This is a genomic window from Actinoplanes subglobosus (assembly GCF_042650585.1).
Taxonomy (GTDB): Bacteria; Actinomycetota; Actinomycetes; order Mycobacteriales; family Micromonosporaceae; genus Actinoplanes; species Actinoplanes subglobosus.
Genome location: NZ_JBHSBL010000032.1, coordinates 103960 through 130217 on the forward strand (window position 1 = coordinate 103960; position 26258 = coordinate 130217).

Annotated in this window: 23 protein-coding genes and 1 tRNA gene; 17 read left to right on the forward strand and 7 right to left on the reverse strand. The window is 71.2% G+C overall.

All coding sequences use genetic code 11. The features are described 5' to 3' along the window. The first annotated feature begins 107 nt into the window (after positions 1-107). Both ACFO0C_RS45395 and ACFO0C_RS45400 read left to right on the forward strand, forming a co-directional pair. The gene (locus tag ACFO0C_RS45395) at positions 108-782 is read left to right on the forward strand and encodes a response regulator (RefSeq protein ID WP_378073093.1); all 675 of its coding nucleotides are present in this window, start codon (positions 108-110) and stop codon (positions 780-782) included. Between the two features lie 84 nt (positions 783-866). Continuing rightward, entirely contained in the window at positions 867-2513 is a 1647-nt protein-coding gene (locus ACFO0C_RS45400) for a hypothetical protein (RefSeq protein WP_378073094.1), read from the forward strand. A 49-nt stretch (positions 2514-2562) separates the two neighbouring features. Here ACFO0C_RS45400 and serA read toward each other — a convergent pair whose 3' ends face one another. Beyond that, the gene (serA, locus tag ACFO0C_RS45405) at positions 2563-3777 is read right to left on the reverse strand and encodes a phosphoglycerate dehydrogenase (protein ID WP_378073095.1); all 1215 of its coding nucleotides are present in this window, start codon (positions 3775-3777) and stop codon (positions 2563-2565) included. Positions 3778-3969: 192 nt separating this feature from the next. Further along, entirely contained in the window at positions 3970-4890 is a 921-nt protein-coding gene (locus ACFO0C_RS45410; RefSeq protein ID WP_378073096.1) for a phosphotransferase, read from the reverse strand. 103 nt (positions 4891-4993) lie between these two features. Between ACFO0C_RS45410 and ACFO0C_RS45415 the strand changes: the two genes are divergently transcribed. Further along, complete coding sequence (locus ACFO0C_RS45415) at positions 4994-5830, forward strand: DMT family transporter (protein ID WP_378073097.1); 837 nt, start codon at positions 4994-4996, stop codon at positions 5828-5830. Positions 5831-5929: 99 nt separating this feature from the next. Here ACFO0C_RS45415 and ACFO0C_RS45420 read toward each other — a convergent pair whose 3' ends face one another. Next, entirely contained in the window at positions 5930-7048 is a 1119-nt protein-coding gene (locus tag ACFO0C_RS45420; protein WP_378073098.1) for a sensor histidine kinase, read from the reverse strand. Beyond that, the gene (locus tag ACFO0C_RS45425) at positions 7045-7701 is read right to left on the reverse strand and encodes a response regulator transcription factor (protein ID WP_378073099.1); all 657 of its coding nucleotides are present in this window, start codon (positions 7699-7701) and stop codon (positions 7045-7047) included. Before ACFO0C_RS45425 ends, ACFO0C_RS45420 begins: the two co-directional genes overlap by 4 nt. Before the next feature lie 123 nt (positions 7702-7824). Here ACFO0C_RS45425 and ACFO0C_RS45430 point away from each other — a divergent pair, with 123 nt between their 5' ends. The 5 genes from ACFO0C_RS45430 to ACFO0C_RS45450 all read left to right on the forward strand — a co-directional run bounded on the left by ACFO0C_RS45430 (position 7825) and on the right by ACFO0C_RS45450 (position 12334). Beyond that, positions 7825-8367, forward strand: coding sequence for a hypothetical protein (locus ACFO0C_RS45430; RefSeq protein WP_378073100.1), 543 nt, complete (start codon positions 7825-7827; stop codon positions 8365-8367). Next, complete coding sequence (locus ACFO0C_RS45435; protein ID WP_378073101.1) at positions 8368-9426, forward strand: efflux RND transporter periplasmic adaptor subunit; 1059 nt, start codon at positions 8368-8370, stop codon at positions 9424-9426. Further along, positions 9423-10082 carry an ABC transporter ATP-binding protein gene (locus ACFO0C_RS45440; protein ID WP_378073102.1) on the forward strand — a complete coding sequence of 220 codons (660 nt, stop codon included), beginning with the start codon at positions 9423-9425 and terminating at the stop codon, positions 10080-10082. Before ACFO0C_RS45435 ends, ACFO0C_RS45440 begins: the two co-directional genes overlap by 4 nt. Before the next feature lies 1 nt (position 10083). Then, on the forward strand, positions 10084-11268 hold the full coding sequence (locus ACFO0C_RS45445) for an ABC transporter permease (RefSeq protein WP_378073103.1): 1185 nt from the start codon (positions 10084-10086) through the stop codon (positions 11266-11268). A 94-nt stretch (positions 11269-11362) separates the two neighbouring features. Continuing rightward, positions 11363-12334, forward strand: a complete 972-nt coding sequence (locus ACFO0C_RS45450) for a hypothetical protein (protein WP_378073104.1) — start codon at positions 11363-11365, stop codon at positions 12332-12334. Between the two features lie 19 nt (positions 12335-12353). Here ACFO0C_RS45450 and ACFO0C_RS45455 read toward each other — a convergent pair whose 3' ends face one another. The 3 genes from ACFO0C_RS45455 to ACFO0C_RS45465 form a co-directional block, all read right to left on the reverse strand. Next, entirely contained in the window at positions 12354-13256 is a 903-nt protein-coding gene (locus ACFO0C_RS45455) for a hypothetical protein (protein WP_378073105.1), read from the reverse strand. A gap of 84 nt (positions 13257-13340) precedes the next feature. Further along, positions 13341-13413, reverse strand: a tRNA-Arg gene (locus ACFO0C_RS45460). An 18-nt stretch (positions 13414-13431) separates the two neighbouring features. After that, positions 13432-14514, reverse strand: a complete 1083-nt coding sequence (locus ACFO0C_RS45465) for an alpha/beta hydrolase (RefSeq protein ID WP_378073106.1) — start codon at positions 14512-14514, stop codon at positions 13432-13434. A 171-nt stretch (positions 14515-14685) separates the two neighbouring features. Here ACFO0C_RS45465 and ACFO0C_RS45470 point away from each other — a divergent pair, with 171 nt between their 5' ends. The 9 genes from ACFO0C_RS45470 to ACFO0C_RS45510 all read left to right on the forward strand — a co-directional run bounded on the left by ACFO0C_RS45470 (position 14686) and on the right by ACFO0C_RS45510 (position 25439). Next, positions 14686-15378, forward strand: coding sequence for a single-stranded DNA-binding protein (locus tag ACFO0C_RS45470; protein ID WP_378073107.1), 693 nt, complete (start codon positions 14686-14688; stop codon positions 15376-15378). A 294-nt stretch (positions 15379-15672) separates the two neighbouring features. After that, complete coding sequence (locus tag ACFO0C_RS45475) at positions 15673-16143, forward strand: hypothetical protein (protein ID WP_378073108.1); 471 nt, start codon at positions 15673-15675, stop codon at positions 16141-16143. A 1-nt stretch (position 16144) separates the two neighbouring features. Continuing rightward, positions 16145-17164: a cobalamin biosynthesis protein gene (locus ACFO0C_RS45480; RefSeq protein WP_378073109.1), complete on the forward strand. Its 1020-nt coding sequence runs from the start codon at positions 16145-16147 to the stop codon at positions 17162-17164. Beyond that, entirely contained in the window at positions 17161-18687 is a 1527-nt protein-coding gene (locus ACFO0C_RS45485; RefSeq protein WP_378073110.1) for a cobyric acid synthase, read from the forward strand. Before ACFO0C_RS45480 ends, ACFO0C_RS45485 begins: the two co-directional genes overlap by 4 nt. 108 nt (positions 18688-18795) lie before the next feature. Continuing rightward, the gene (locus ACFO0C_RS45490) at positions 18796-19875 is read left to right on the forward strand and encodes a M48 family metallopeptidase (protein ID WP_378073111.1); all 1080 of its coding nucleotides are present in this window, start codon (positions 18796-18798) and stop codon (positions 19873-19875) included. Positions 19876-19932: 57 nt separating this feature from the next. Further along, positions 19933-21279, forward strand: coding sequence for a dipeptidase (locus tag ACFO0C_RS45495; protein ID WP_378073123.1), 1347 nt, complete (start codon positions 19933-19935; stop codon positions 21277-21279). A gap of 15 nt (positions 21280-21294) precedes the next feature. Beyond that, the gene (locus tag ACFO0C_RS45500; RefSeq protein ID WP_378073112.1) at positions 21295-22770 is read left to right on the forward strand and encodes an FAD-dependent monooxygenase; all 1476 of its coding nucleotides are present in this window, start codon (positions 21295-21297) and stop codon (positions 22768-22770) included. 64 nt (positions 22771-22834) lie between these two features. After that, positions 22835-23248, forward strand: a complete 414-nt coding sequence (locus ACFO0C_RS45505; RefSeq protein ID WP_378073113.1) for a hypothetical protein — start codon at positions 22835-22837, stop codon at positions 23246-23248. Between the two features lie 61 nt (positions 23249-23309). After that, on the forward strand, positions 23310-25439 hold the full coding sequence (locus ACFO0C_RS45510; protein WP_378073114.1) for an ATP-dependent DNA ligase: 2130 nt from the start codon (positions 23310-23312) through the stop codon (positions 25437-25439). Positions 25440-26258: the final 819 nt, after the last annotated feature.

The following is a 26258-nucleotide window of genomic DNA, read 5'->3' on the forward strand; positions in this document are numbered from 1 at the left end:
CGGGCGTCGGGCGTACGGGTGGGCAGCCTGTTGGTAGGGAAGGCAGTCCGTCGGGTAATCCTTAGACTGCGCGGAGCCCGTCGGGGGCACATCGAGGAAGGTGACGTATGGACAGCGGCGACACGATCACTGTGCTCGTCGTCGACGGTCACCAGACCTTCGCCGAGCTTCTGGGACATGCTCTTGCAGGTCAGGCCGACCTTCAATGGGTCGGGCACGCGCGCACGGGCGCGGAGGCGTTACGTCTCGCGGCCGAGTTGCTGCCCGATGTGATCGTGATGGACCCGGAACTGTCCGATGCCGACGGCATCGCCATCGCCGAACTCATTCGGGTAAGACAGCCCGCCTCACGTGTGGTGATCCTCACTGCCAGCGAGGACCAGGCGCTCGTGCGACGGGCCACCACCGCGGGCGCCGCCGGCTTCCTGTCGAAGAACGGTGCGCTCGGTGACGTGCTGAACGCGTTGCGCACCGCCCACCGCGGCAGCATGACCGTCTCCACCGACATCCTCGCCCGCCTGCTGCGCAGCACCACCCCGGCCGTCGCCGGCCCGCGCGGCAATGGCCTCACCGCCGGTGGGCTCACCCAGCGCGAGGACGAGGTGCTGCAGCTGATGGCGGCCGGTCTCGACGCCCGCGCGGTGGCCCGGCGACTCGGTATCAGCGTGCACACCTGCCGCGGATATCAGAAGGCGGTGCTCGCCAAACTGGGCGCCCACAGCCAGCTGGAGGCGGTCGCGATCGCCACCCGGCGCGGACTTGTTCGACCTGACCCGCGGTAAACATTCCGGTCACTCATCCGGAAGAGCGGTTCCTTACGTACTGCTTACGGGGGACATCGTGGGTGCGCTGCGCAGGGAGGAATCGTGGACCGTACCGCTCCGGCCGGAGTGCCGGGGGAGGGGAACTCGGCCGAGCGCCTGCCGTCTCGACGGCGGCAGCCGGTTCGAGATCCGGAGGCCGAGGGCAACGACAAGCCGCTCGGATGGTTCGGGGATCCCAAACCGTCCGAATCAGGGTCGATCTCATCGCCGGTAACCGCTCCGGGCTCGCCGGCCGTTCCGTCGCCGAGGCGTTCGCCGGGGTCCTCCGACGAGGGCACACCGTCGCCGCCGGAGTTCGGGCCGGCATCACCCGGTGGGCCGGGCCGGGTCTCGTTCGGGTTCAGTGACGGGCCGATCGGCGGGGTGCGGCCCTCGCGGGGCCGTGTGTCGGACGACACCGGTGGTCTGCGGCGCGTCTCCGATGACACCGGTGGTCTGCGGCGCGTCTCGGACGACACGGGTGGTCTGCGGCGCGTCTCGGACGACACGGGTGGTCTGCGCCGTGTGTCGGACGACACCGGTGGCCTGCGACGGGTCTCCGACGATGACGACGGTGGTCTGCCGCAGCGCAAGCGGGGCGATGTCGCCGACCTGTCGCGCCGTGGCCGGTCCGCCCGGGACGCCGCCGAAGACCTGCCGATCATCCGGACGACGGGCAACGGGACCGAAACGCCGTCGTGGAGCGATCCCGACCCGTTCAGCGTCGGGATCGGCTCGCTGCCGGCCGACGCCGGGAACGCCCCGTGGCCGGAGTCGTTCGACGCCGGGCCCGCCGCCCCCGACACCAAGCCCCTGTGGTCCGACAGCGCCGCCACGACACCCGCCGGCGGTGGCTGGGAGCGCCGTGACGAGCCCGTCATGTGGGCCGGGGCCGCACAGGCGCCGTCCGCCCCGTCGACGCTGTCCAACGGGCCCGTGTCGGCGCCTCCGGCGATGCGGCCGCCCCGCCGGCCGTCGCGGTTCGTCACCGCCGGCATGACGCTGCTCGGCCTCGTGGCACTGGCGGCCGTCGCGCTCACCGGGGTCGTCTACTACTCAGGCGACAGCAACCAGATCACCGACATCATCGGCGGTGGCAGCGACCAGCGGGTCGTCAGCGGGCCGCTGGAGGACCGGACCATCGCGACGTTCGAGTTGCTCGCCGCGACCGACCGGGTGCAGTTGCGGCTCGCCGACCTGGGCGACGACCTCTACCGGATCAGCGCGCCCGAGGGCGCCGGCATCAAACCCAGCGCGGAGGTCCGCGACGACCGGCTGCGGGTCGACGTGACCCGCGACGACGCCGCGGTCGGCGGTGAGGTGGAGGTGGTACTGGCCGCGAAGGTGCGGTGGATCATCCGCTTCTCCGGCTACTCGGCCGAACGGATCGTCGACCTGAGCGCCGGACGGGTCCGGGGCATCGAGATCGTCGGCGGCACCCGGCGGGCCGAACTGACCCTGGCGCAGGCGGCCGGCACGGTGCCCATGAAGATCACCGGCGGGATGGAGGAGCTGATCCTGCGGGCGCCCAACGGCAGCCCGGTACGGATCAAGGTCGGTGGTGGTGCCGGCTCGGTGACGGCCGGCTCGCGGACACTGCGGGACGTGGCGCCCGGCTCGACGCTCACCCCGAAGGACTGGACCACCGGCAACCGTTACGACGTCGACGCGGTCGCCCCGGTGACCCTCCTCACGGTCGAGACCACCTGACCTTCCCGGTCAGGTGGTCCCGGCCGCCACCACCTCGGTTCAGGGCACCTCAGTTCAGGACACGCAGCCGGACCGTCTGCTCCATGTCACGCAGCTGGTCCAGCACCTCGTCGGGGTAGCCGCGGGCGATGTCGGTGATCAGGTAGCCGTACTCCCCGCGGGTGCTCAGCATCTGGCCCTCGACGTTGACGTGGTGGTCGGCGAGGATCCGGTTGACCTGCGCCAGCACACCTGGCGTGTTCTTGTGCATGTGCACGATCCGGTGCATGCCGGGCAGCTCGGGCAGCGTGACACCGGGCAGGTTGACGCTGAGCGACGTGTTGCCCTCGGTCACGAACTTGGCCAGCTTGTTCGCCACGAAGCCGCCGATGTCGGACTGGGCCTCCTCGGTCGAACCGCCGATGTGCGGGGTGAGGATCACGTTCGGCAGGCCGCGCAGCTCGGACAGGAACTCGTCGCCGCGGCCCTTCGGCTCGGTCGGGAACACGTCGACGGCGGCACCGGCCAGGCGGCCGCTCTTCAGCGCGTCACGCAGCGCCAGGTGGTCGACGACGATGCCGCGCGACAGGTTGAGGAACAGGCTGCCGGGACGCATCTTGGCGAACTGCTCGGCACCGAAGAAGCCGGCGTTACCGGGACGGCCGTCGACGTGCATGGTGACGATGTCGCTGGACTCCAGCAGCTCGTCGAGGCTCGCACAGCGGTGGGCGTTGCTCAGCGCCAGCTTGTCCGACGTGTCGTAGAACGACACTGACATACCCAGGTTCTCCGCCAGGACCGACAGCTGGGTGCCGATGTTGCCGTAGCCGATGATGCCGAGCCGGCGGCCGCGGATCTCGTGGGCGCCGTCGGCCGACTTGTCCCACACGCCGGCGTGCATCAGCGTGTTCTTCTCGGTCAGGCGGCGGGTCAGCGAGATGATCTCGGCGATCGCCAGCTCCACCACCGAACGGGTGTTGGAGAACGGGGCGTTGAACACCGCGACACCACCGGCCGACGCGGCGGCCAGGTCGATCTGGTCGGTGCCGATGCAGAACGCGCCGATGCCGACGAGCTTGTCGGCGGCCTCCAGCACCTTCGCCGTCACCTGCGTCTTGGACCGGATGCCGAGCAGGTTGACTCCGGAGATGCGCTCGATCAGCTCGACCTCGTCGAGGGCGTTGCGCAGGGACTCGACCTGGAAGCCGTCCTCCTCGAGGCGGGAAACCGCGTCGGGGTGGATGCTCTCCAGAAGCAGGACTCGCACCTTGGGCTGCTCGGTCATCGTTTTCCGTTCCATGATTCGGTTGGGCGCCCGGGCCGCCACGCCGAAGCCCAGTTCACGGGCGTCAAGCCTAGTCTCCCGGCGTACCGGGCCCGGTGCGGTGTGCTGGAGGTCCCACCTACCGGTCAACCCCGTAACTGTTACGAGTCGGCAGCGGGTGTGGTTCAGCCCCGTTTCGGTGATTACGGCCGGTCAGTCCCCGAGCGCGTCGCGCAGCCACGGCAGCAGGCCGTCACCCTGGAAACGCTGGAACTCCCGGAGCGTCGGGAGCCCCGGCGGCGCCGGATGGCGGGCACGGTTCAGGAAGTAGCCGGCGGCTCCGGCGATGACACCGGCCGCGGCCCGCGGGTCGGCACCGGCCAGCAGCGGGCCGGGATCGCCGCCGTGCACCACCACGTTGATCGCCAGCAGGACGGCGTCCAGCCAGGCCGGGCCGGTGCAGCCCCACGGCCAGTCGATGAACACGAACCGGCCGTCCGGGCGGATCAGGATGTTGTCGGCCCGCAGGTCGGTGTGCACGACGGTGTCGCCGGTGGAGACGGCGGCGATGCCCCGGCCCGCGGCCGCGCACAGCACGTCCAGCCGCTGGGCGGCCCACGGATCGAGGTCGCCCGGCGGGTCGGCGGCGATGTCCGCCCAGCCGCCGAACGCGGGCGCGAGGCGGTCGGCCGCCCGGGGCAGGCCGGGGATCGGCGCCGGCGTGAGCGCCGCGGCCAGGTCCCTCAGCGCGGCCGCGGCGCCGCGGATCTCACCCTCGACCCAGGGGGTACGCGGATGCGCGCCCTCGACGTCCTCGAGGACCAGCACCACCCACTCGCCGTCGTCGAAACCACCGAGGACACCGGGCACCGGCGCGCCCACCGGCATCGCGGCGCTGATCCGCAGCTCGGCCCGGGCCATCGCGGCCGAGTCGGCGTTGAGGGCCGGGCTGACCGCCTTCACGAACGCCCGCCGCCCGTCGGCGGTGCAGACCCGGTCGGCGGTGCCGGGGGAGAAACCACCGGCCTGGGACTCGGCCGTCACCACGGGCCCGCCGACGATCCGCTCGATCTCGTGCCGGACCGGGACGGGCAGGTCCGCCCAGCCGATCCGGATGCCGCTCGCCGCCACCATGCCGGTGATCGTGGCAGGGAGCGGACGTGGCGCCCAAACGGATTTCCGGCGCACCGGGCTCGGTATCGTCGATTGCAGGGGCCGGATCTTTCAGGTGGGGGCGATGGGATCGCTGGGGTGGGCAGTCGTGCTCTCCCTGCTGTCGGTCGCCGCCTACGCGGCCGCCGCCGTCGCCCAGGAGCGGCTCGCCGGGCGCGGGCACCGCGGCTGGTCCCGCTGGGCGGCGGCGCTGCTGCTCACCGGCACCGGTGCCGGCCTGCACGTGCTGGCGCTCAACTTCGGGACGGTCGCCGTCGTGCAGTCACTCGGCACGCTCACGCTGCTGTTCGCGTTGCCCATCGAGGTGGTGCGGTACCGGACACCGATCAGTGCGGCGTCGTGGCGGGACGCGGTGGCGACGGTGGCCGGTCTCGCGCTGATCCTGTCGCTGTCGGTGGAACCGGACACCCCGGCACTGCTGACCGGGCCGGTCACCCGGCGGCTGGGGCTGATCACCGCCGGTGCGGTGTTCCTCTGTTCGCTGGGTGCCTGGCGCGCCGGGCCACGGGTCCGGGCGGTACTGCTGGCCGCCGGCGCCGGTACCGCGTTCGGAATGTCGTCGGTCCTGTCGAAAGCGGTGCTGACCTCGTTCACGACCGGCGGGCCGGGCGCGGTGTCGATGTCGGCGGCGACGCTGGTGGCGGCGTTCGCGGTGTGCGGCTACCTGCTCGGGCAGCTGTCCTACCGAGGTGCCGGGCTGGCCGCGCCGCTGGCCACGGTCAGTGTCACGAACCCGCTGGTCGCCGGCGTCGCGGGAGTGGTCCTGTTCGACGAGGGCGTCCGCTTCGGGGCGGCCGGGATCACGGTGGTCGCGGTGGCGGCGCTGGTCATGGCTTGGGGCGTGGTGGGGCTGGCACGGCGCAGCGCGGCCTCGTCGACTACGGAGGCCCTGGCACGGTGACCAGCGGCTCCAGCCCGGTGGACGCGTTTCGGCCGGGACTGTCGCCTGCGTCGCGGGGGAGCCACGGGACCCTGCGTGGCCGTACCAGAAAAGGGTCTTTCAGGGCGCCCGGGGCAGGAGAACGGTGACCGTCAGGCCTCCCTCGTCGCGGGCGTCGGCCCGCAGCCGTCCCTGATGGGCGCCGACGACGGCCCGCACGATGGACAGGCCGAGGCCGGCGCCGGAAGCGGCCAGACGGTCCCGGTGGTAGCGGCGGAACGGCTCGAACAGGCCGGCGACCTCGTAGCGGGGAACGACCGGCCCGGAGTTGCTGACCTGCAGCTCCACCCAGCCGTCGGGGCGGGTCCGGGTGGTGACCCGCACCCAGGCGCCGTCCGGCACGTTGTGGCGGACACCGTTCTCCACCAGGTTCTGCACCAGCCGTTCCAGCAGCACCGGATCACCGAGGACGGCGGCCTCCTCCGGCTCGGCGATGACCTTGACGGTGTCCGACTCCGCGACGTGATCGACGATGTCGGCCAGATCGACGTAGGACCGCTCGGTCACCTCCCGCTCCGACCGGGCCAGCAGCAGCAGACCGTCGATCAGCCGGCCGTGCCGGTCGTTGATGGCCAGCAGCGTCGCGCCGAGCTGCCGCACCTCGGGGGAGGTCGTCTCCGGTTCGAGCGCCACCTCCAGCAGCGTCCGGTTGAGGGTGAGCGGCGTCCGCAGCTCGTGCGACGCGTTCGCGATGAACCGGCGCTGCGAGTCCAGCGACTGGTCCAGCCGCGCCAGCATCAGGTCGAACGTGTCGGCCAGCTGTTTGAGCTCGTCGTTCGGACCGTCCAGGGCGATCCGCTCGGGCAGCCCGCGATCGGCCAGCGGCGACTCGGCGATACGCCGGGCCGTGTCGGTGATCCGGTGCAGCGGCTGCAGCATCCGCCCGGCGATCAGCCAGCCCAGCGCGATCGTCGCCGCACTCACCACCACCAGCGCGATCGCACCCTGGGTGAGCATGCTGTGCAGGGCGTCGGCCAGCGTGTTGTCGGCCACCTTCTGGATGAACATCGCCCCCTCGGCCTCCTGCGGCGGCGGCTCGGCGCTCAGGCCCGCCACACCGGCCGTCATCGGCCCGTTGCGTTCCACCAGCACGTAGATGGCGCCCAGCAGCACCAGGCCGGCCGACACGAACAGGCCGCCGTAGACGGCGGTGAGCCGGGCACGCACGGTCAGCCTCATAGGATCCGGTACCCCACTCCCGGTTCGGTCAGCACCACCGGCGGATCACCGAGCTTGCGCCGCAGTTTCAGGATCGTCATCCGCACCGCATGGGTGAACGGGTCGGCGTTCTCGTCCCACGCCTTCTCCAGCAGGGTCTCCGCCGACACCGCGGTCCCGTCGGCACGCAGCAGCTCGGCCAGCACCGCGAACTCCTTGCGTGACAGTGGCACGTAACGGCCGTCGCGGTGCACCTCCCGCCGGTACGGGTCGAGGCTGATCCCGGCCCGCCGCAGCACCGGCGGGGCGGCCGGACGAGCCCGGCGGCCGAGGGCGGCGACCCGGGCCGACAGCTCCCGGAACGCGAACGGCTTCGGCAGATAGTCGTCGGCGCCCAGAGCCAGACCGGTGACCCGGTCGTCGATCCCGGCGGCCGCCGTCAGCATCAGCACCCGGATGCCGGCCTTGCGCTCGGCCAGCACCTGGCACACCTTGTCGCCGTGCACCACCGGCACATCCCGGTCCAGCACCACCACGTCGTAGTCGTTGACGTCGATGCGCTCCAGCGCCGACCCGCCGTCGTAGACGACGTCGACCGCGTGCGCCTCGTGCCGCAACCCCTGCGCCACCGCATCGGCGAGCAGCGGCTCGTCCTCCACCACCAGGATCCGCATGCCTCCATCTTGAACCCGGCCGGTGTCAACCCGGCGTCACCGTTTTCCGTGACGCCGGGGATACACCGCTGTCGCTCTACTTCGGTGCGTGGCGGCCGTCCGGCCGCCCCCGGAGGAGCCGAGATGAGAAAACTGATGATCACCGGCCTGCTGCTGCTCAGTGTCACCGCCTGCGCCCGGACCACGACCAGCGAGCCGACCGTCGCCAGCGCCCAGAAGGGGACCGCGGCACCCTCGGCGTCGGCGTCGGCGTCCTTCGACCCGGACGCCCCCCTCAAACACGCCAAATGCATGCGCGAGCACGGGATGACCTGGTTCCCCGACCCGCCGCCGCCCGGACAGGGACAGGCCCTGGAGATCCCCGCCGGCACCGACCACGAGGACTTCGACGCCGCCATGAAGGCCTGCGAGCAGTACCTGGGCAACGCCGTCGACAAGGGCGGGCCGGACGCCGAGGACATCGAACGGCTCCGCGACTTCGCCAAATGCATGCGCGACAACGGCGTGCCCGACTTCCCTGACCCGAAACCCGACGGCACCTCGCAGATCCAGCTCGACCCGGAGGACCCGAACTTCGCCAAGGCCGAAAAGGCCTGTGAGCAGTACCAACCCGAAGGCACGCGCCGGCACGTCGCCGGCGGGCCGCAACAGGCTGGAGGCAACTAGATGAGACGCCGATGGACGACCGCCGCCGTGGCGGTGGCCCTGACCGCCGGCGGCGTGGCCGCGTTCCTGCTCACCGGTGGCCTCCCCGAAACCGAAGGCACCGGCGCCCAGGCCGCCGGAACCCAGCCCGCCGCGACCGCCGACATCACCCGGCAGACCCTCATCGACAAGGAGAGCCACGGCGGCTCCCTCGGATTCGGCGACACCGCCGCTCTCACCACCCGGCTGTCCGGCACCGTCACCGCCCTGCCCGCCGTCGACGCCACCGTCAAACGCGGCGGCGCCCTCTACCGGGTCGACAACGACCCGGTCGTGCTGCTCTACGGCTCGCTGCCCGCCTACCGGGCACTGACACCCGGCGACGAGGGCGCCGACGTCACCCAGTTCGAGAAGAACCTGTGGGCGCTCGGCTACCGCGGCTTCACCGTCGACGACGAATACACCTCCGCCACCGCCGACGCCGTCGAGGACTGGCAGGACGACCTCGGCCTCACCGAGACCGGCACCGTCGAACTGGGCCGCGTCGTCTACGCCACCGGGCCCGTCCGCGTCGCCTCCCGCAGCGTCGAACCCGGCGCCGCCGTCCAGCCCGGCGCCGAACTGCTCACCACCAGCGCCACCGGCCGCGTCGCCACCGTCGAACTCGACATCGACGACCAGCGGCTCGCGAAAAAAGGCGCCAAGGTCGACGTGACCCTGCCCGACGGCACCACCGTCGACGGAAAGATCACCGCGGTGGTGACGACCGTCGAACAGGCCGAGAACCCCGGACAGCAGGACACCACCACCATCCAGGTGACGGTCGGATTCGACAAGGCGCCCCAGGGCCTCGACGACGCCGCCGTGGACGTCGCCTTCGTCTCCTCGCGGCGGGAGAACGTGCTGACCGTACCCGTGAACGCCCTCCTCGCCCTCGCCGAAGGCGGATACGGACTCCAGGTCGTCGACGGCACGGCCACCCGCATCGTCGCCGTCGAGACCGGGCTCTTCGCCTCCGGACGGGTCGAGGTCACCGGCGACGGGCTCGCCGCCGGCCAGAAAGTGGGCATCCCGACATGACCGCCGTCATCGAACTCCACCAGGTCACCAAGAGCTACCCCGGCGGCGTCACCGCGCTGCGCGACGTCGACCTGAACGTCGAACCCGGCGAACTGATCGCCATCGTCGGCCCGTCCGGCTCCGGCAAGTCGACGATGCTCAACCTGATCGGCACCCTCGACCGGCCCACCTCCGGCCGGGTCCGCATCGACGGCCACGACATCGCCACCCTGACCGACCGGCAGCTGTCCGCCCTCCGGGCCCGCCGGATCGGATTCGTCTTCCAGTCGTTCCACCTCGCCCCCGGCCGCGACGCCCTCGCCAACGTCGCCGACGGCCTGCTCTACACCGGGCTGCCCAGACGCGAACGCGAACGCCGGGCCGGACAGGCACTCACCCGGGTCGGCCTCGGCGACCGGCTCGGACACCGGCCCCACCAGCTGTCCGGCGGCGAACGCCAGCGCGTCGCCGTCGCCCGCGCCGTCGCCGGCGACCCGGCCGTGCTCCTCGCCGACGAACCCACCGGCAACCTCGACTCGGCCTCCGGCACCGGCGTCATGGACCTGCTCCGCGAACTCAACACCGCCGGAACCACCGTCCTCGTGATCACCCACGACCACGAGATCGCCGGGTCCCTGCCACGGCAGGTGCCGATGCTCGACGGGCAGGTGATCTGACATGGCCTCCCTCAGCCCGGCGAGGCTGCGCCTCTCCGACCTACTGCGCCTCGGTGGGTACGGCCTCCGCTCCCGCCCGCTGCGAGCCGTCCTGTCCGCCCTCGGGATAGCCATCGGCATCGCCGCCATGGTCGCCGTCGTCGGCATCTCCACCAGCGGACAGGCCGACCTCGACGAGCAACTCGACGCCCTCGGCACCAACATGCTCACCGTCGCGCCCGGCCGCACCATGTTCGGCGACGACGCCACCCTGCCCGACGACGCCCTCTCCATGATCAAACGGATCGGGCCGGTCACCGCGGCGACCGCCGTCGGCACCGTCGGCGACACCTCCGTCTACCGCACCGACCGGATCCCCGAAGGCGAGACCGGCGGCCTCGCCGTCGTCGCCGCCCAACTCGACCTGCCCGGCACCGTCAACGCCCGGCTCGCCGGCGGCACCTGGCTCAACGCCGCCACCGCCCGCTACCCCGCCGTCGTCCTCGGCGCCGCCGCCGCACGCCGGCTCGGTGACGTACCCGCCGTCTGGATCGGCGGACGCCACTACTCCGTCATCGGCGTCCTCGACAGCGTCGCGCTCGCCCCCGAACTCGACACCGCCGTCCTCATCGGCTGGGACGCCGCGAAGTCCTACCTCGACTTCGACGGACACGCCACCCGCGTCTACACCCGGTCCGTCGAAACCCAGGTCGAAGCCGTCCGCGGAGTCCTCGCCGCCACCGCCAACCCGCAGAACCCCGACCAGGTCGACGTCTCCAACCCGTCCGACGCCCTCATCGCCCAGCGTGCCGCCAGCCAGACCTTCAACTCACTGCTCCTCGGGCTCGGCGCCGTCGCCCTGCTCGTCGGCGGCATCGGCGTCGCCAACACCATGGTCATCTCGGTCCTCGAACGCCGCGCCGAAATCGGGCTGCGCCGCTCCCTCGGCGCCACCCGCGGCCAGGTCCGCACCCAGTTCGTCGCCGAATCCCTGCTGCTGTCACTGCTCGGCGGGCTCGGCGGCGTACTCGGCGGATACACCGTCACCGTCATCTACGCCGGCACACAGCAGTGGCCGCCGGTCGTACCCCTGTGGGCGGTCGCCGGTGGACTCGGCGCCACCCTGCTCATCGGCGCTGTCGCCGGCCTGTACCCGGCCATCCGCGCGGCACGCCTCGCACCCACCGAAGCCCTCGGCGCCGCCTGACCCAATCTTCTTCCCCGCCGCATTGATCCAACCTGGGAGCGTTCCCGTATCGATCGTCGTAGGGTTCCATCGGGATCGGGAAAGCAGCAGGCCAATGCACCGGAAACTCGTCATCACCGTCGGGCTCGCCGTGACCATGGCGGGTGCCGGGATCGGCATCGCGTCGGCCGCACAGGCGGCCGTGCCCACCGTCAACTGCCCGCAGGTCTACATCACCGTCAACGTGCCCGCCCAGGCACAGGCGGAGGTCGACAGCAACCTGCGGCAGATCGACCAGCAGATCAACGAGGCCAACAACCGCATCGCCGCCACCCAGGGCCAGGGCGGCAACAACTTCATCCAGAACGCGATCCTCGGCCCGCTGAAGGACAAGCGGTTCGCCGCGATCAACCGGATCGAGACCGCGATCTCCCGGTTCGCGGCCCGGCCCAACCTCAACGCCGAGCGCATCGCCACCTGCACCCTCAACCAGAACGGCGGCGCACCCGCGGTCACCACCCCGGCCGCCGCCCAGCCCGGCAACAACCTCGGCATCCTCACCAACAGCTGCGACACCAGCCAGCTCGAGGACCACGACGGTTTCCAGAAGGGCAACCGGTGCGTCTCCACCGAATTCGGTGAAGTCGGCAACGCAGCCAACAACCCGACCCTGCTGATCACCAACGCGCCCCGGCAGGTCAACCGGAACCAGCCGTTCACGATCCAGGTCAGCACCCGCAACCTGATCCGCGACCGGTTCCTCGCGGCCGGCCAGGGCGGCTACTACGTGGAATCCAGCGTCCTGCAGGGCGGCCTGGTCCGCGGCCACTTCCACACCGCCTGCCGGATCCTCGACAGCCAGCAGCAGGCCCCCGCGCCCGACCCGGTCCCCGGCTTCTTCGTCGCCACCGAGGACAGCCGCGGCAACGCCACCCCCGACACCATCGCCATCCAGGTCCCCGGCCTCGCCCAGTCCGGCACCTTCCAGTGCTCTGCCTGGGCCGGCGACGGCTCCCACCGCATCCCGATGATGGAACGCGCCAACCAGACGCCCGCCCTCGACTCCGTCCGGGTCCGCGTCCGCTAGCGACGGCCCCCTGGCCCGCTCAGTCCGCCTGGACCGGGCGGGTCAGGGACACCGCACCACCCATGCACAGACCCGGCTCCTTGCCCAGCTTCTCCGCGATCTGCAGGCAACGGGCCACCTGATCGACACTCGCGTCGGTCCGGGTGATCTCCGCCCGGGTCTTCGCGTTCGCCTTGTCGATCTCCAGGTTGCGGGCCTCCAGGATCTTCTGGCCGTACGCGGCGATCGCCTGCGTCGTCGGCTCGTCGTACCGCGGCGACTCGAACGCCACCGACTTCACCACGATCTCGTCACCCAGCTCCGCGTTCAGCGCCGTGACCAGCGTGTCCTTGAACGACTTGTTCAGATCCGGCGCCGGCGCGTCACCACTCGCCGGATCCACCGCACCCAGCGGATCAAACGACGCAAAGATCGACGTCATCGCACCGTTGATCTGCGGATTCACCCGGCGCTCCACGAACACCTCGAACCGGGACTTGTCACCCACCTCCCGGTAGGCCGCCCAGTTCTCCGGCGCCTTCTCCGCCTGCGCCGACCACTCGATCTGCACCGGGATACACGCCCGCCGCTGCGCCGCGATCGTCACCCACACACACTGGTCACCCAGATGGGCGTACGTCTGACCCGACGCGTCCCACTCGTCGATCCCCTGCCACGGCAACGTCCACTGAAGGCCCGCGCCCGTGGTCCGGCCGGTCGGCTTGTTCCAGCTTGTGACGATGCCGACATTCCGCGTCGGCACCACCGTGATCGACGCCGTCACGATCGACGCCACCGCCAGGAACAGGCTGATCGAGAACGTCGCCAACGCCGGGCGGCGCACCTTGTCGGTCTTGCCGAGAACACCCGCCAGCAGCGCGAACAACGCCACACCGGCGAGAAGAATGCCGAAGACGAACAACGAAATCAGAACTCCTGACAACGACCCGATGGCACATCGACGGTCACCACCAGAACGGTGATCACGCTGTGACGATAAGCCAACAGATCAACTGAACAGGGTTTGCGCGCCCGGCAGGATTCGAACCTGCGACCGACGGATTAGAAGTCCGTTGCTCTATCCGCTGAGCTACGAGCGCTGGCCTAGCCAGCACATACTAGGCGGTCGTGCCGGACTTGTCGTCCGCCTCGTCCGCGGCGGCACGTTCCACCGCCGCCTCGGCCTCCTCGACAACGGCGGCTATGCCCGGTTGATCCTCCGGTGCGGGCGGAATCTCCGCCTCCGGAACACCCGGCGCCGGCATGAAACCGTCCACCCAGCGTCCCAACTCGCGGAACACCTCGACCCGCACATCCTTGCCCGACAGCGTCAGATCGTGCATGCCGCCGTCGAACTGCGAGATCGTCACCTGCGGACCCAGTCCCGGCGCCCAGCGGACGATGTGCTCGACATCCAGCACCGTGTCGGTCACCCGGACATCCTCGTGCCAGTCACGGCCCCGGAACGTCCGCGTCGAACACGCCACCAGCACCGGAACATCGATCGCCAGCCCCGAACGCAGCTTGCTCTGCCCCCGGCGGATCGCCCCCAGCCAGCCCATCGTCACCGGAAAACCGAGAATCGGCTTCCACGCCAGGTCGTAACTCCACTCACCGCGATGGTCACTGTGCAGACTCTGGCCATACAGACCGAGAGAGGCGACAGGCATCTTCTTGTACGGCGACCGGCCGCTCAACGACAGCACCAGCGACATCAGCGGCCGGCGCATCAGCCACGGCAGATTGAAGTCGAAGAACGGGCTGTTCAGGAACAGACCGTCGACCTTGCCCTGGCCACGACGCGAATGCGACCACAACGCGGTGATCAGGCCGCCCGTCGAGTGACCCGTCACCAGCAACTGGTCATGACCGTCCTGCTCGCGGATGATCCGGACCGCCTCGTCCAGCTCCGGGAAGTAGTCGGCCAGGCTGCGAGCGAAGTTCGGCGTCTGATGCGGCAGCAGGCTCCGCCCGTACTTCCGCAGATCGAGCGCGTAGAAATCCCAGCCCCGCTCGGCGAAGAAGTCGGCCATGTGGGTCTGGAAGAAGTAGTCCACGAAGCCGTGGACATGCAGCACGGCCCGCCGCGACGGCGTCTCCGCCCGGCGGCGCACCAGCGTCGCCACCACCGGGCCCTCGTCGTCACTGCCCAGCTCGATGGTGTGCCGCTCGTACGGCCATCCGAGGACGTCGGTCTCCACGCCCACAGGTTACCCATGGGTATGGCACCTCGCGCTATATCAGATCTGTGATCGCCCGTACCCGTCATCCACAATCCGGCGCCGTCCACAATCCGTCACCGCAAGATCATCGCCGGTGACGCAATCTCGAACCCGACCGCAGCACCCACCCCTCAGAAGGGCAGCAACGTCGTGTTCGAAACCAACCTCGTAGTCGTCGGCAACGTCCTCACCACCCCCGAATGGCGGCGCACCAACACCGGCAACGCCCTCGTCGCCAACTTCCGCATCGCCTCCACCGCCCGGCGCTTCGACCGCGAGACCGGCCGCTGGACCGACGGCAACAGCCTCCGCGTCCGCGTCACCGCCTGGCGCCGCCTCGCCGAAGGCGTCGCCTCCTCCATCGCCGTCGGCGACCCGATCGTCGCCTACGGGCGCATCTACACCCGCGACTGGGTCGACGACGACAACAACAACCGCGTCTCCTACGAGATGGAAGCCTTCGCCATCGGCCACGACCTCGCCCGCGGCCGCGCCCGCTTCTACCGCAACAAACCCGCCGCCAACAGCATGATCGAAAGCCCCGACGCCGACGCCATGGTCCGCGGCGAGGCCACCGTCGCCCTCGTCGGCGACGAGATCCCGGTCGTCTTCGGCGACGGCCTCCCCGAGCGCAACCCCGACGAGGAGGGTCCCACCTTCCTCGAAGTCGTCGCCGGCCTCACCGACGAGGTCGCCCTCACTCTCCCCGGGGCCGCCATCCCCGAGACCGAGACCGAGTCCGAGACCGAACCCGACGGCGACCAGACGCCCACCGACGAGGAGCCGCCGGTGGACACCCGCCGGACCCGTCGCGCCGGACGCCGCGAGCCCATCGCCGCCTGAGACCTTCCCGGGAACCGCCGACGCCGGACACCGAATCCCTGCGGATGACCGGCACGGCGGCACCCGGCGGCCCGGCCGGCACCCGGGGTCACGGTCCCCCCACCCCCGCCCGGTGACGGGGACCACCGGCCGGGCCGCCGCGGTGACGCGGTACCCCGAACGAGGGAAAAGACAAGGTCCACTCGAAACCATGGATTCCATCTATCGGGATAGGCCGATCGGACCGACCGAAACGGCCACCAGTCGGAGCGGCCCGGCTGGGCTTCCCGCAACACCAACCGGCAGACTGAACCCGTGCTGCTGAAGGACATCCGCGCCATCGCGACCGAGACGATGGTGCTATCGCCGGAGGACCAGTCGGCCGAGGACGCCAACACCAGCTGGTTCGGCGCCCCGCCGCACGAGCGCATGGGCCTGTCCGCGGACGAGGTCGTCACCGCGTTCGAGGAGACCGCGGTCGGCCTCCGTAAACAGATCGCCGACCTCGGCCACCGGGGCACCGCCACCTTCTACGTCTGGCACGACGCCGTCGCCGGGCAGATCCGCTGCTCCGCCGGCACGTGCAAACCCAGCGACCTGCCGTTCACCAGCGCCTACCAGGTGACCGACGACCTGCGAGCCATCGTCGTCGAATTCCTCGAGGACCGGGCACCCGGCTCCATCGTCTGGGGCGAGCTCGAACCCGTGCCCTACCCCGACGACACCGAGGACGAACCCCACGCCCTGGCCGTCTGGGCGTTCGACCTCACCCCGTTCGGCCGCTGACGTGCCACCACGCTGGGCCGCCGACGCGGCCGGCCTCCTCGCCGGATACCTGCTCGACGCCGCCGTCGGAGACCCACGACGACTGCACCCGGTCGCCGGCTACGGCACCGCCGCCGGCGCCCTCGAACGGCGCATCCACCGGCCGCACCGCACCGCCGGAACACTCTTCACCGCCATCGCCGTCGGCGCGCCCGTCCTCGCCGGGCTCGCCGCCGGACGAGCCACCCGCAACCACCCGGCCGCACGATTCGCCCTCACCGCCGCCGCCACCTGGACCGTCCTCGGCGGGCGCACCCTGCGCCGCGAAGCCCGCACCATGGCCCGCCACCTCGACGCCGGCGACCTCCCGGCCGCCCGAGGCCGGCTCAACCACCTGTGCGGCCGCGACCCGTCCGCACTCGACGAACCCGAACTAGCCCGCGCCACCGTCGAATCCGTCGCCGAGAACACCTCCGACGCGGTCGTCGCCCCGCTCCTCTGGGGCGCGCTGCTCGGACCGGCCGGCCTCCTCGGATATCGGGCCGCCAACACGCTCGACGCCATGGTCGGGCACCGGTCGCCGCGGTACGCCAGATTCGGGACACCGTCGGCCCGGCTCGACGACCTGCTCAACCTCGGGCCGTCACGGCTCACCGGGCTGATCACCGTGGCGGTCTCGCCGATCGCCGGCGGCACACCGCGGGAGACGCTGCGGGTCTGGCGGCGTGACCGCAACGATCATCCGTCGCCCAACGCCGGACAGTGCGAGAGCGCCATGGCCGGGGCACTGGGGGTGCGGCTGGGCGGGCGGAACGTGTATTTCGGGCGCAGTGAGACGCGGGCGTTTCTCGGGGACGGGCCGCGGCCGTCCGCGGTGCACCTGCGGCGGGCGGCCCGGGTATCGGGGGCGGTGGGTGCTGTTGCTGTGGTGCTGGCGGCCGGGGTCGCCGCGGTGCGAGGTTTGATCACGGCCGGTGGAGGCGGCGGGGGCGGGGCGGGGCCCGAAGGGCCGACAAGACACCGCGTGTGGCGTCGATCATGATCGGCGGCCTCCTGATCGCCGGCACCACCTCCGACGCCGGCAAGAGCGTCCTGACCGCCGGCATCTGCCGCTGGCTGCACCGCCGGCACGTCCGGGTGGCCCCCTACAAGGCCCAGAACATGTCCAACAACTCGGTCGTCGTGGTCACCCCCGACGGCCGGGGCGGCGAGATCGGCCGGGCCCAGGCCATGCAGGCGGCGGCGTGTGGCATCGCCCCCGACCTCCGGTTCAACCCGGTGCTGCTCAAGCCCGGCAGCGATCGCTCCAGCCAGGTCGTCCTGCTGGGCGAGGCCGTCGACACGGTGACCGCCGGTAACTACCGCACGTTGCGGCCCCGGCTGGCTGAGACCGCGCACGCCGCACTGGAGGATCTGCGCACCGACTACGACGTCGTGATCTGTGAGGGTGCCGGCAGCCCCACCGAGATCAACCTGCGTGACGGTGACTTCGTCAACATGGGCCTGGCCCGGCGGTTCGGCCTGCCGACGGTGGTGGTCGGCGACATCGACCGGGGCGGTGTGTTCGCCGCGTTCTTCGGCACGCTGGCGCTGCTGTCGCGGGAGGACCAGGACCTGGTGTCCGCGTTCGTGATCAACAAGTTCCGTGGTGACCTGGGGATTCTCCGCCCAGGGCTGGACATGATCACCGCGGCGACCGGGCGGCCGGTGCACGGCGTACTCCCGTTCGATCTCGATGTCTGGCTCGACGCGGAGGACTCGCTCGCGTACGGCAGAGTCCTCGGTCGTCCGGGACCGCCTCGCGGGACCGCCTGGTTGCGCGTCGCGGTGATCCGGGTGCCGCGGATCTCGAATGCCACCGACGCCGAGGCGCTGGCTGCCGAACCGGGTGTGCAGGTGCGGCTGACTGTCGAGCCGGCCGAGATCGCCGACGCCGACCTGGTGGTTATCCCCGGCTCGAAGGCTACCGTGAGTGACCTCGCCTGGCTGCGGGAGACGGGCCTGGCCGAGGCGATCAGCGTGCACGCGGCGGCGGGCAAGCCGCTGCTGGGCATCTGCGGTGGTTTTCAGATGCTCGCCGGGAGCATTCACGACGAGGTGGAGAGCGGCCGCGGGACGGTGCCCGGTCTGGGACTGCTGCCGGTCGAGATCACCTTCGCGGCACGCAAGACGCTGGCCAGGTCGTCCGGCTCGGCGATGGGCGCTCCGGCGCACGGCTACGAGATCCATCACGGGTACGTGTCAGCCGGCACCCCCGAGCCGTTGTTGCGCTACGACGATGGCCGCCCGGAGGGTGCCGTGGCCGGGAACGTCTTCGGCACGCACTGGCACGGGGCGTTCGAGTCCGACGAGTTCCGCCGCCGGTTCCTGACCGAGGCGGCCCGCCTGGCCGGGCGGCACGGTTTCGAGGTGGCGCCGGACACCCGGTATGCGCAGGTCCGCGAGCGTGCCCTGGATGTGCTCGGCGATCTCGTCGAGGAGCATCTGGACACCGGCGCCCTGTTGCGGCTGATCGAGAAAGGCCCCACCCCCGGCCTCCCGTTTCTGCCCCCAGGCGCCCCGTAGGGGTCTTCTCCGGGTCGCTGCCAGGGGACATACGTTGCGTCGTCGGCGTACGTTGGGCGCGGAAGCGCGGCCCGGCGCCGCGGTGGCGGCGAGAACGGGGTGAGGCAGATGACGACCGAGGATGACAACCGGCCGGCACGCCGTCGCGTGACCCTGACCGGGATCAGTTCGCGGGCGTGGGAGCACCCGGCCGACCGTGGCGCGCTGTCGGCGCTGCGCGAGCTGCGGGGCTTCGACGACGTGGTGAAGACCTTTTTCGGCATGTGGAACGAGCGCGGGTTCCGGCTCATGTTCCTGGCCGGCGCGATCCGCGTCGACCACCGGCAGTATCCGAGGGTCTACCAGCTGTTCGCCGAGGCGGCCAGCACGCTGGACGTGGCGGAGCTCCCGGAGCTCTACGTGACGCAGGACCCGCGGATCAACGGGCAGGCGATCGGCCTGGACCGGCCGTTCATCGTGATCACCACGGGTGCGGTCGACAAGCTCGACGACGAGGAGCTGCGCGCCCTGCTCGGGCACGAGATCGGGCATGTGCGCAGCGGGCACGCCGTCTACAAGACGATCATGCAGATCCTGACCGGCTGGATCGCCAACGTCAGCTGGCTGCCGGTGGGTGTGTTCGCGCTGCGGGCGATCATCGCGGCGATGCTGGAGTGGTGGCGCAAGGCCGAGCTCTCCGCCGACCGGGCCGGCCTGCTCGCCGGCCAGGACCCGGCCGCGTCGCTGCGCCTGCTGATGAAACTGGCCGGTGGCGGCGACCTGTCACAGATCGACACGGCGGCGTTCCTGGAGCAGGCCGCGGAGTATGAGAGCGGCGGCGACCTGCGCGACAGCATCCACAAGATCGGCCTGACCGCGTGGAGCAGCCACCCGGTTCCGGTCGCCCGGGCCGCCGAGCTGCGCAAATGGATCGACTCGGGGGAGTACGGGCAGATCCTCGCCGGGGAGTACCCGCGTCGTGACTCCGACGGTGACGCGTCGGTCAGTGAGGATGTGAAGGCGGCGGCCAAGGCGTACCGCGAAGACTTCGCCAACTCGCAGGATCCGCTGGTCGGGCTGGTGCGGCGGTTCGGCGGCGGCGCCGCCGACCTCGCCGGGGCGGCCGCGGGCAAGGCATATGGCTGGGCCAGTGACGCGGCCCGGCGTGGGCGCCGCGACGACAGCGGAGAGGGTACGCCACCGGCGTGATCCACCGGTCGGGCCGGAAACCTGTCACATCTCCGGCCTACGATCGGCGGCATGAGCCTGAGTGAATCCGATCTGCGCGCCGCGATCCGGCGTGAGATGCCCGGTGTCCGTGCCGACCTGGAACGGTTGGTGCGGATCCCGGGTGTCGCCTTCGAGGGTTTCGACCACTCGCACGTGGAGCGGTCCGCGGAGGCGGTCGCCGAGCTGTTGCGAGGGTGCGGGCTCGACACCGAGATCGTCCGTCACGGCGGCCAGCCTGCGGTGATCGGCCGCCGAGCCGCCCCGGCCGGCGCACCGACCGTCCTGCTCTACGCGCACCACGACGTGCAGCCGGCCGGCGACCCCGCCCTGTGGACGAGTGATCCGTTCGAGCCGGTCGAGCGTGACGGCCGCCTCTACGGGCGCGGCGCGGCCGACGACAAGGCAGGTGTGATGGCGCACGTCGCGGCGTTGCGCGCGTTCGGCGACCAGCTCCCGGTCGGCGTCGTCGTGTTCGTCGAGGGCGAGGAGGAGTATGGCTCCGACTCCCTCGACACGATCATCCAGGAGCACCTGGAGGAGCTGCGTTCCGACGTGATCGTGATCGCCGACTCTGGTAACTGGGACATCGGCCAGCCCGCGCTGACCACCTCTCTGCGCGGTCTGGTCAACCTGTTCGCCGAGGTCAAGGTGCTGAAGAATGCTGTGCACAGTGGCATGTTCGGTGGTCCGGTGCCGGATGCGCTGATCACCCTGGCGCGGCTGCTGGCGACCCTGCACGACGATGACGGCGAGGTCGCGGTGGCCGGTCTGGTCGGCCGTGAGGGCGCCAGCGTCGACTATCCGGCCGACCGGTTCCGGCACGAGGCCGGCATCCTCGACGGCGTCGAGCTGATCGGCAAGGGCACGATCACCGACCGCATCTGGACCAAGCCGTCGGTCTCGGTGCTGGGCATCGACGCGCCGCGCACCCTGGAGGCGGCGAACGCGTTGCAGCCCAGCGCCAAGGCGAAGATCAGCGTACGGCTGGCGCCCGGTGAGGACCCGAAATCGGCGTTCGAGGCGATTCGTGCCCACTTGGAGAAGAATGTTCCGTGGGGAGCGAGCCTGGAGGTCACGCTCGAGAGCGACGGTTCGCCGTGCGTGATCGACGCGACCGGTCCGGTGTATGACGCGGCCCGCGCCGCCTTCCGCGACGCGTGGGACGGCACCGAGCCGGTGGACATGGGTGTGGGCGGGTCGATCCCGTTCATCGCCACCTTCCAGGAGCTGTTCCCCGGCGCCGCGATCCTGGTGACCGGTGTCGAGGACCCCCACGCGGGGGCCCACGGGCCGGACGAGAGCCTGCACCTGGGCGAGTTCGAGCGGGTCTGTGTCGCCGAGGCCCTGCTGTTGAAGAACGTTGCGGAGACGCTGACGACGTAGGAGACGGGGTGGCCGATGGCCGAGCTGACGTGTGAGGTCCTCGTGGTGGGCGCCGGCCCGACCGGGCTGATGCTCGCCAACTGGCTGACCAGGCTCGGGGTGCACGTGATGGTCGCGGACGGCAAGGACGGTCCGACGGCCGAGTCCCGTGCGCTCGTCGTCCAGGCGCGCAGTCTGGAGATCTACGACCAGCTCGGCATCGGCGACCAGGTTCTGGAGGCCGCGCACCGGGCCGAGGCGCTAGCGCCCGGTTTCGGTGCGCGGGCCTTCGGGCGCATCCCGCTCGGCCCGCTCGGTGCGCGCCTGACGCCCTACCCGTTCATCGAGGTGCTGGAGCAGAGTCGCAACGAGGAGATCCTCTACGACAACCTGCGGAAACTCGGCGGCGACGTGTTCTGGGAGGCGCCGGTGACCGCGGTCTCGCAGACCGACGACGGCGTCGAGGCGAAAGTCGGCAATCACACCGTGCGGGCCCGGTTCTGCGTCGGCTGCGACGGGGCGAACTCGGTGGTCCGCCGGGCCCGCCGGATCGACTTCGAGGGCGTCACCAACCCGCACCGTTTCTTCGTGCTGGACGCGGCGGGCGTGCGCGGCCTGGTGCCGGGCGCGGTGAACGTGCGGCCCGAGCGCGCCGATTTCCTGCTCGGCTTCCCGATGCGCGGCGACGGCAACTGGCGCTTGATCGGCCTCGTCCGTGAGGCGACCGGGGCCGGGGAGCTGGACGAGGAGGACGCCCGCGAGCGGATGCTCCGCACCTACGGCGTCACCTACGACCGGTCCCGCTGGTTCGCCACCTACCGGGTGCATCACCGGGTCGCCGCCGCCTTCCGGGACGGCCCGTTCTTCCTGGCCGGCGACGCCGCCCACGTGCATTCGCCGGTCGGCGGGCAGGGTATGAACACGGGCCTCCAGGACGCCCACAACCTGGCCTTCAAACTCGCCGATGTGCTGCGCGGCACCCGCCGGGACGGCTGGCTGGACCGGTACGAGGCGGAACGCCGGCCGGTCGCCCGCAAGCTCGTCGTCACCACCGACCGGGTGTTCGGGCTGATCACCTCGACCCGGTTTCCGATCAGGGTGCTGCGGCGGGTCGCGATCCCGCTGATCGCGCCGATCGCGGTGCGCCTGCTCCCCGGTTCGTCCGGCGGTTCCCGCCTGTTCCAGTACGTGTCGCAGATCCGCATCCACTACCGCCTCGACCCGGACGCGCGGCCGATGAGCCTCCGCGATCCGGTGATCGGCCGCCGCCTGCCCTGGTCCGGCGACAACCACGCGGCACTGCGCGCCGCCTGCTGGCAGATCCATGGGTACGGCGATGTCACCGCGGCCGGCGCGCCCGACCTCGGGATCCCGGTGCACGTCTTCCCGGCGGCACCCGGGACGACCCTGCGTCCCGGCCTGTTCTACCTGGTCCGGCCGGATGGATTCGTCGCTGCGACCGCCGCGCCGGCCGAGGCCGACACGCTGTTCCGGCATGCCATGGCCCGGTGACATCGGGGCGTCCACAGGGTGGATCAGCCCTGGCGGAGGCGATCATTCCTGTTAGGATTCGAACATGCGTTCGATTGCCTCGCCTGCACCGAACATGCCGATGACCACCATGCCGGTGACCACCGCGCCTGCCACCAACAGGCCGGCCTCTCCCAGGCCCGCCACGCAGCTCTCCGCTGCGCTGGCCGGTCGCGCGGCCCGGGTGACCCCCGCCGGCCCACGCGACTCGCTCGACCGCCTCCGCACCCGCGAGCGGATCGAGTCGATCGCCCGGCTCCGTGCCGCGGCCCGTGCCCTCGGCGCCGTCGACGTCTCCGGGTGGGACGACGCGACCCTCACCGATCACCTGGACGATCTGTCCAAGGCCCTCTGCACCTTCGACGCCGAGCTGGCCCGCATCGCCGACGCGGTCCGCGCCCGGGGTTTCCGCATTTCGGAGCCAAGAGCAACAGACAACTTCCCGGGGGGTACGGGGTGAGCGAGCCACACCAGAGCATTAGCAGGCCACGGGGCACCGGATGACGTGATCGGCTGCCAGGATGGAGAGCGTGCGGTTCCTCGACATTGCAGCCACCTCGGCAGCCGTCGCCGCGACCTCGGGCCGTAAGGCCAAGATCGAGCTGCTCGCCGAGGCGTTGCGACGCCTCGGCCCCGGCGAGATCGTTGCCGGGGCCGCCTACCTGGCCGGTGAGCTGCGCCAGCGCCAGACAGGTGTCGGCTATGCCTCGCTGCGGGAGCGGCCCGCCCCCGCAGTCGAGGCGACCCTGAGCGTGGCCGCTGTCGACACGGCGATCGCGGAAATCTCCACAGTCTCCGGGGCCGGTTCGCAGGCCCGGCGTAAGCAGCTACTCGGCGCCCTGTTCGGCGCGGCCACCGAGGCGGAGCAGGCGCTGCTCATCGGCCTGTTCAGCGGCGAGCTGCGGCAGGGCGCACAGGCCGGCCTGCTGGCCGAGGCGATCGCGGCCGCCGCCGCGGTGCCGGCCGCCACGGTCCGGCGGGCCCTGCTGCTCGCCGGCGATCTGAAACTGGTCGCCGAGGCCGCCCTGACCGGTGGCGCACCCGCGCTGGCCCAGATCCACCTGCGCGTCGGTACCCCGTTGAGCCCGATGCTGGCTAGCAGCGCCCCCGACGTCGCGGCCGCCCTCCTCGCCACCGGTTCACCGGCGGTCGTCGACACGAAACTCGACGGCATCCGCATCCAGGTGCACCGTTCCGGCGACGACGTGGCCGTCTACACCCGCAGCCTCGACGACATCACCGCCCGCCTACCGGAGGTGGTCGCCCAGGTCCGCGCGCTGCCCGTGCGGGAGGCGATCCTCGACGGCGAGGCGATGCTGCTCGACGAGTCCGGCCGTCCCCGCCCGTTCCAGGAGACCTCGAGCCGGGCCGCGACCCGGGTCGCCGCCAGGCCCCGGGCCAAACCCTGGGCCGCGGCCGGCGCCGACGTTCCTGCTGCGGCCGGCCGGGCCGCGGCTGCTGCTGAGGGTCCTGCTGGGGTGGATCGGGCCTCGGCCGGTGCCGACGGTCTTACTGGGGTGGATCGGGCCCCGGCCGGTGCCGACGGTCTTACTGGGGTGGGCCGGGCCGCGGCTGGTGCTGATGGTCCTGCTGCGGCCGGCCGGGTCGCGCCTGCTGCTGAGGGTCCTGCTGGGGTGGATCGGGCTGCGGCCGGCGCTGACGGTCTTGCTGGGGTGGGCCGGGCTGCGGCTGGTGCTGAGGGTCTTGCTGGGGTGGGCCGGGCTGCGGCTGGCGCTGACGGTCTTGCTGGGGTGGGCCGGGCCGTGGCTGGTGCGGATGGTTCTGTTGGGGTGGATCGGGGCGCGGCTGGTGCTGGCGGTCCTGATGCCGCGGACCGGGGCGCGGCTCTTGCGGAGGGCGACGGTGTCTCCGCGACGGGTCCGGGCGCGCCCGCCGTTGACGCTGGTGCCGCGGACGCCCATGACGTTACCGCCGGTGGAGGCGTCTCACGGGGCGGCCGTGAGGGTGGGGGCTCGGCGAGTGGCCTCCGGCCGTACTTCTTCGATCTGTTGCATCTCGATGGTGTCGACCTGCTCGACGAGCCCGGCCGGATCCGGTGGGACGCGCTTGCCCAGGCCGTTCCCGCGGATCTCCTGGTCGGCCGGTCCGTCGCCGAGACGGAGGAGCAGGCGGCGGCCGCCTTCGCCGCGGCTCTGGCGGCCGGCCAGGAAGGCGTCGTGATCAAGAACCCGGAGGCGCCCTACGACGTCGGCCGTCGTGGCGCCGCCTGGGTGAAAGTGAAACCCCGGCACACCCTCGACCTGGTCGTACTGGCCGTCGAGTGGGGTCACGGCCGCCGCCGAGGCTGGTTGTCCAACCTGCACCTCGGCGCCCGCGACCCGCAGACCGGCGGCTTCGTCATGCTCGGCAAGACCTTCAAAGGCCTCACCGACGAACTGTTACGCTGGCAGACCGAGCGATTCCAGCAGCTGGCCCTGGCCGACAACGGCTGGGTGGTGACGGTGCGGCCCGAGCAGGTGGTGGAGATCGCCTTCGACGGCGTCCAGACCTCACCGCGCTATCCGGGCGGTGTGGCGCTGCGTTTCGCCCGGGTCCTGCGCTACCGGGACGACAAGTCGGCCGACGAGGCCGACACCATCGACACTGTCCGTTCCATCGGCGGCGGCCACCCATCCCCACCACCGGCCTGAACCGGCGTCACCTGCCCGGCTTTAGCGACCCGCTTGCTTCAGCACCGGCCTGGACCGGCGTCGCCTGCCCGGCTTTAGCGACCCGCTTGCTTCAGCACCGGCCTGGACCGGCGTCACCTGCCCGGCTTTAGCGACCCGCCTGTTTCAGCACCGGCCTGGACCGGCGTCGCCTGCCCGGCTTTAGCGACCCGCCTGTTTCAGCACCGGCCTGGACCGGCGTCGCCTGCCCGGCTTTAGCGACCCCTCTGTTTCAGCACCGGCCTGGCCTTCGCTTGGCCGCTGGCGGTGCGGCGCTACCGCCGTAAGCGCCGAGGCTCGTGGTTGGCGACGATGGGTGCATACGATCGGCGCTCGTGTGTACTGGCCGTACCTATCGCGCAATGCCGCGCGGTTGATCCTTTGCGTGTCCTGTCATTCCGCCTGGCGACGTCCCTTCGGGTGGTGGCCTGTGGTCCGATCTGAACCCTTGCTGTCCACGCGGATCGCCGCCGTCGGCACTGTGGTCACTTGTGGCTCGATGCGAGCCGTATCTGTCCACGCAGGTTGTCGTCGGCGGCAGTGTGGTCACTTGTGGCTTGATGCGAGCCGTGGCCGTGCAGGCGAATGCCGGGCTCGACGGCGTGGGGACCTTCGGCTCTGAGTCTTCACCACCGGGGGTTGATTGCGCGGGGCGGTGAAACCTGCGGTCCGGTCGCGGTTGTCGCTGGTCGAGACGAGCGGTTGTCGCTGGTCGGGGCGAGGAGGGTGGCCTGGTGTGCGAACGACTTCTCGGTGGGGGTGTCCTGTCGGCACCCGGAGCCGGATGCGGGTGCCGTCACC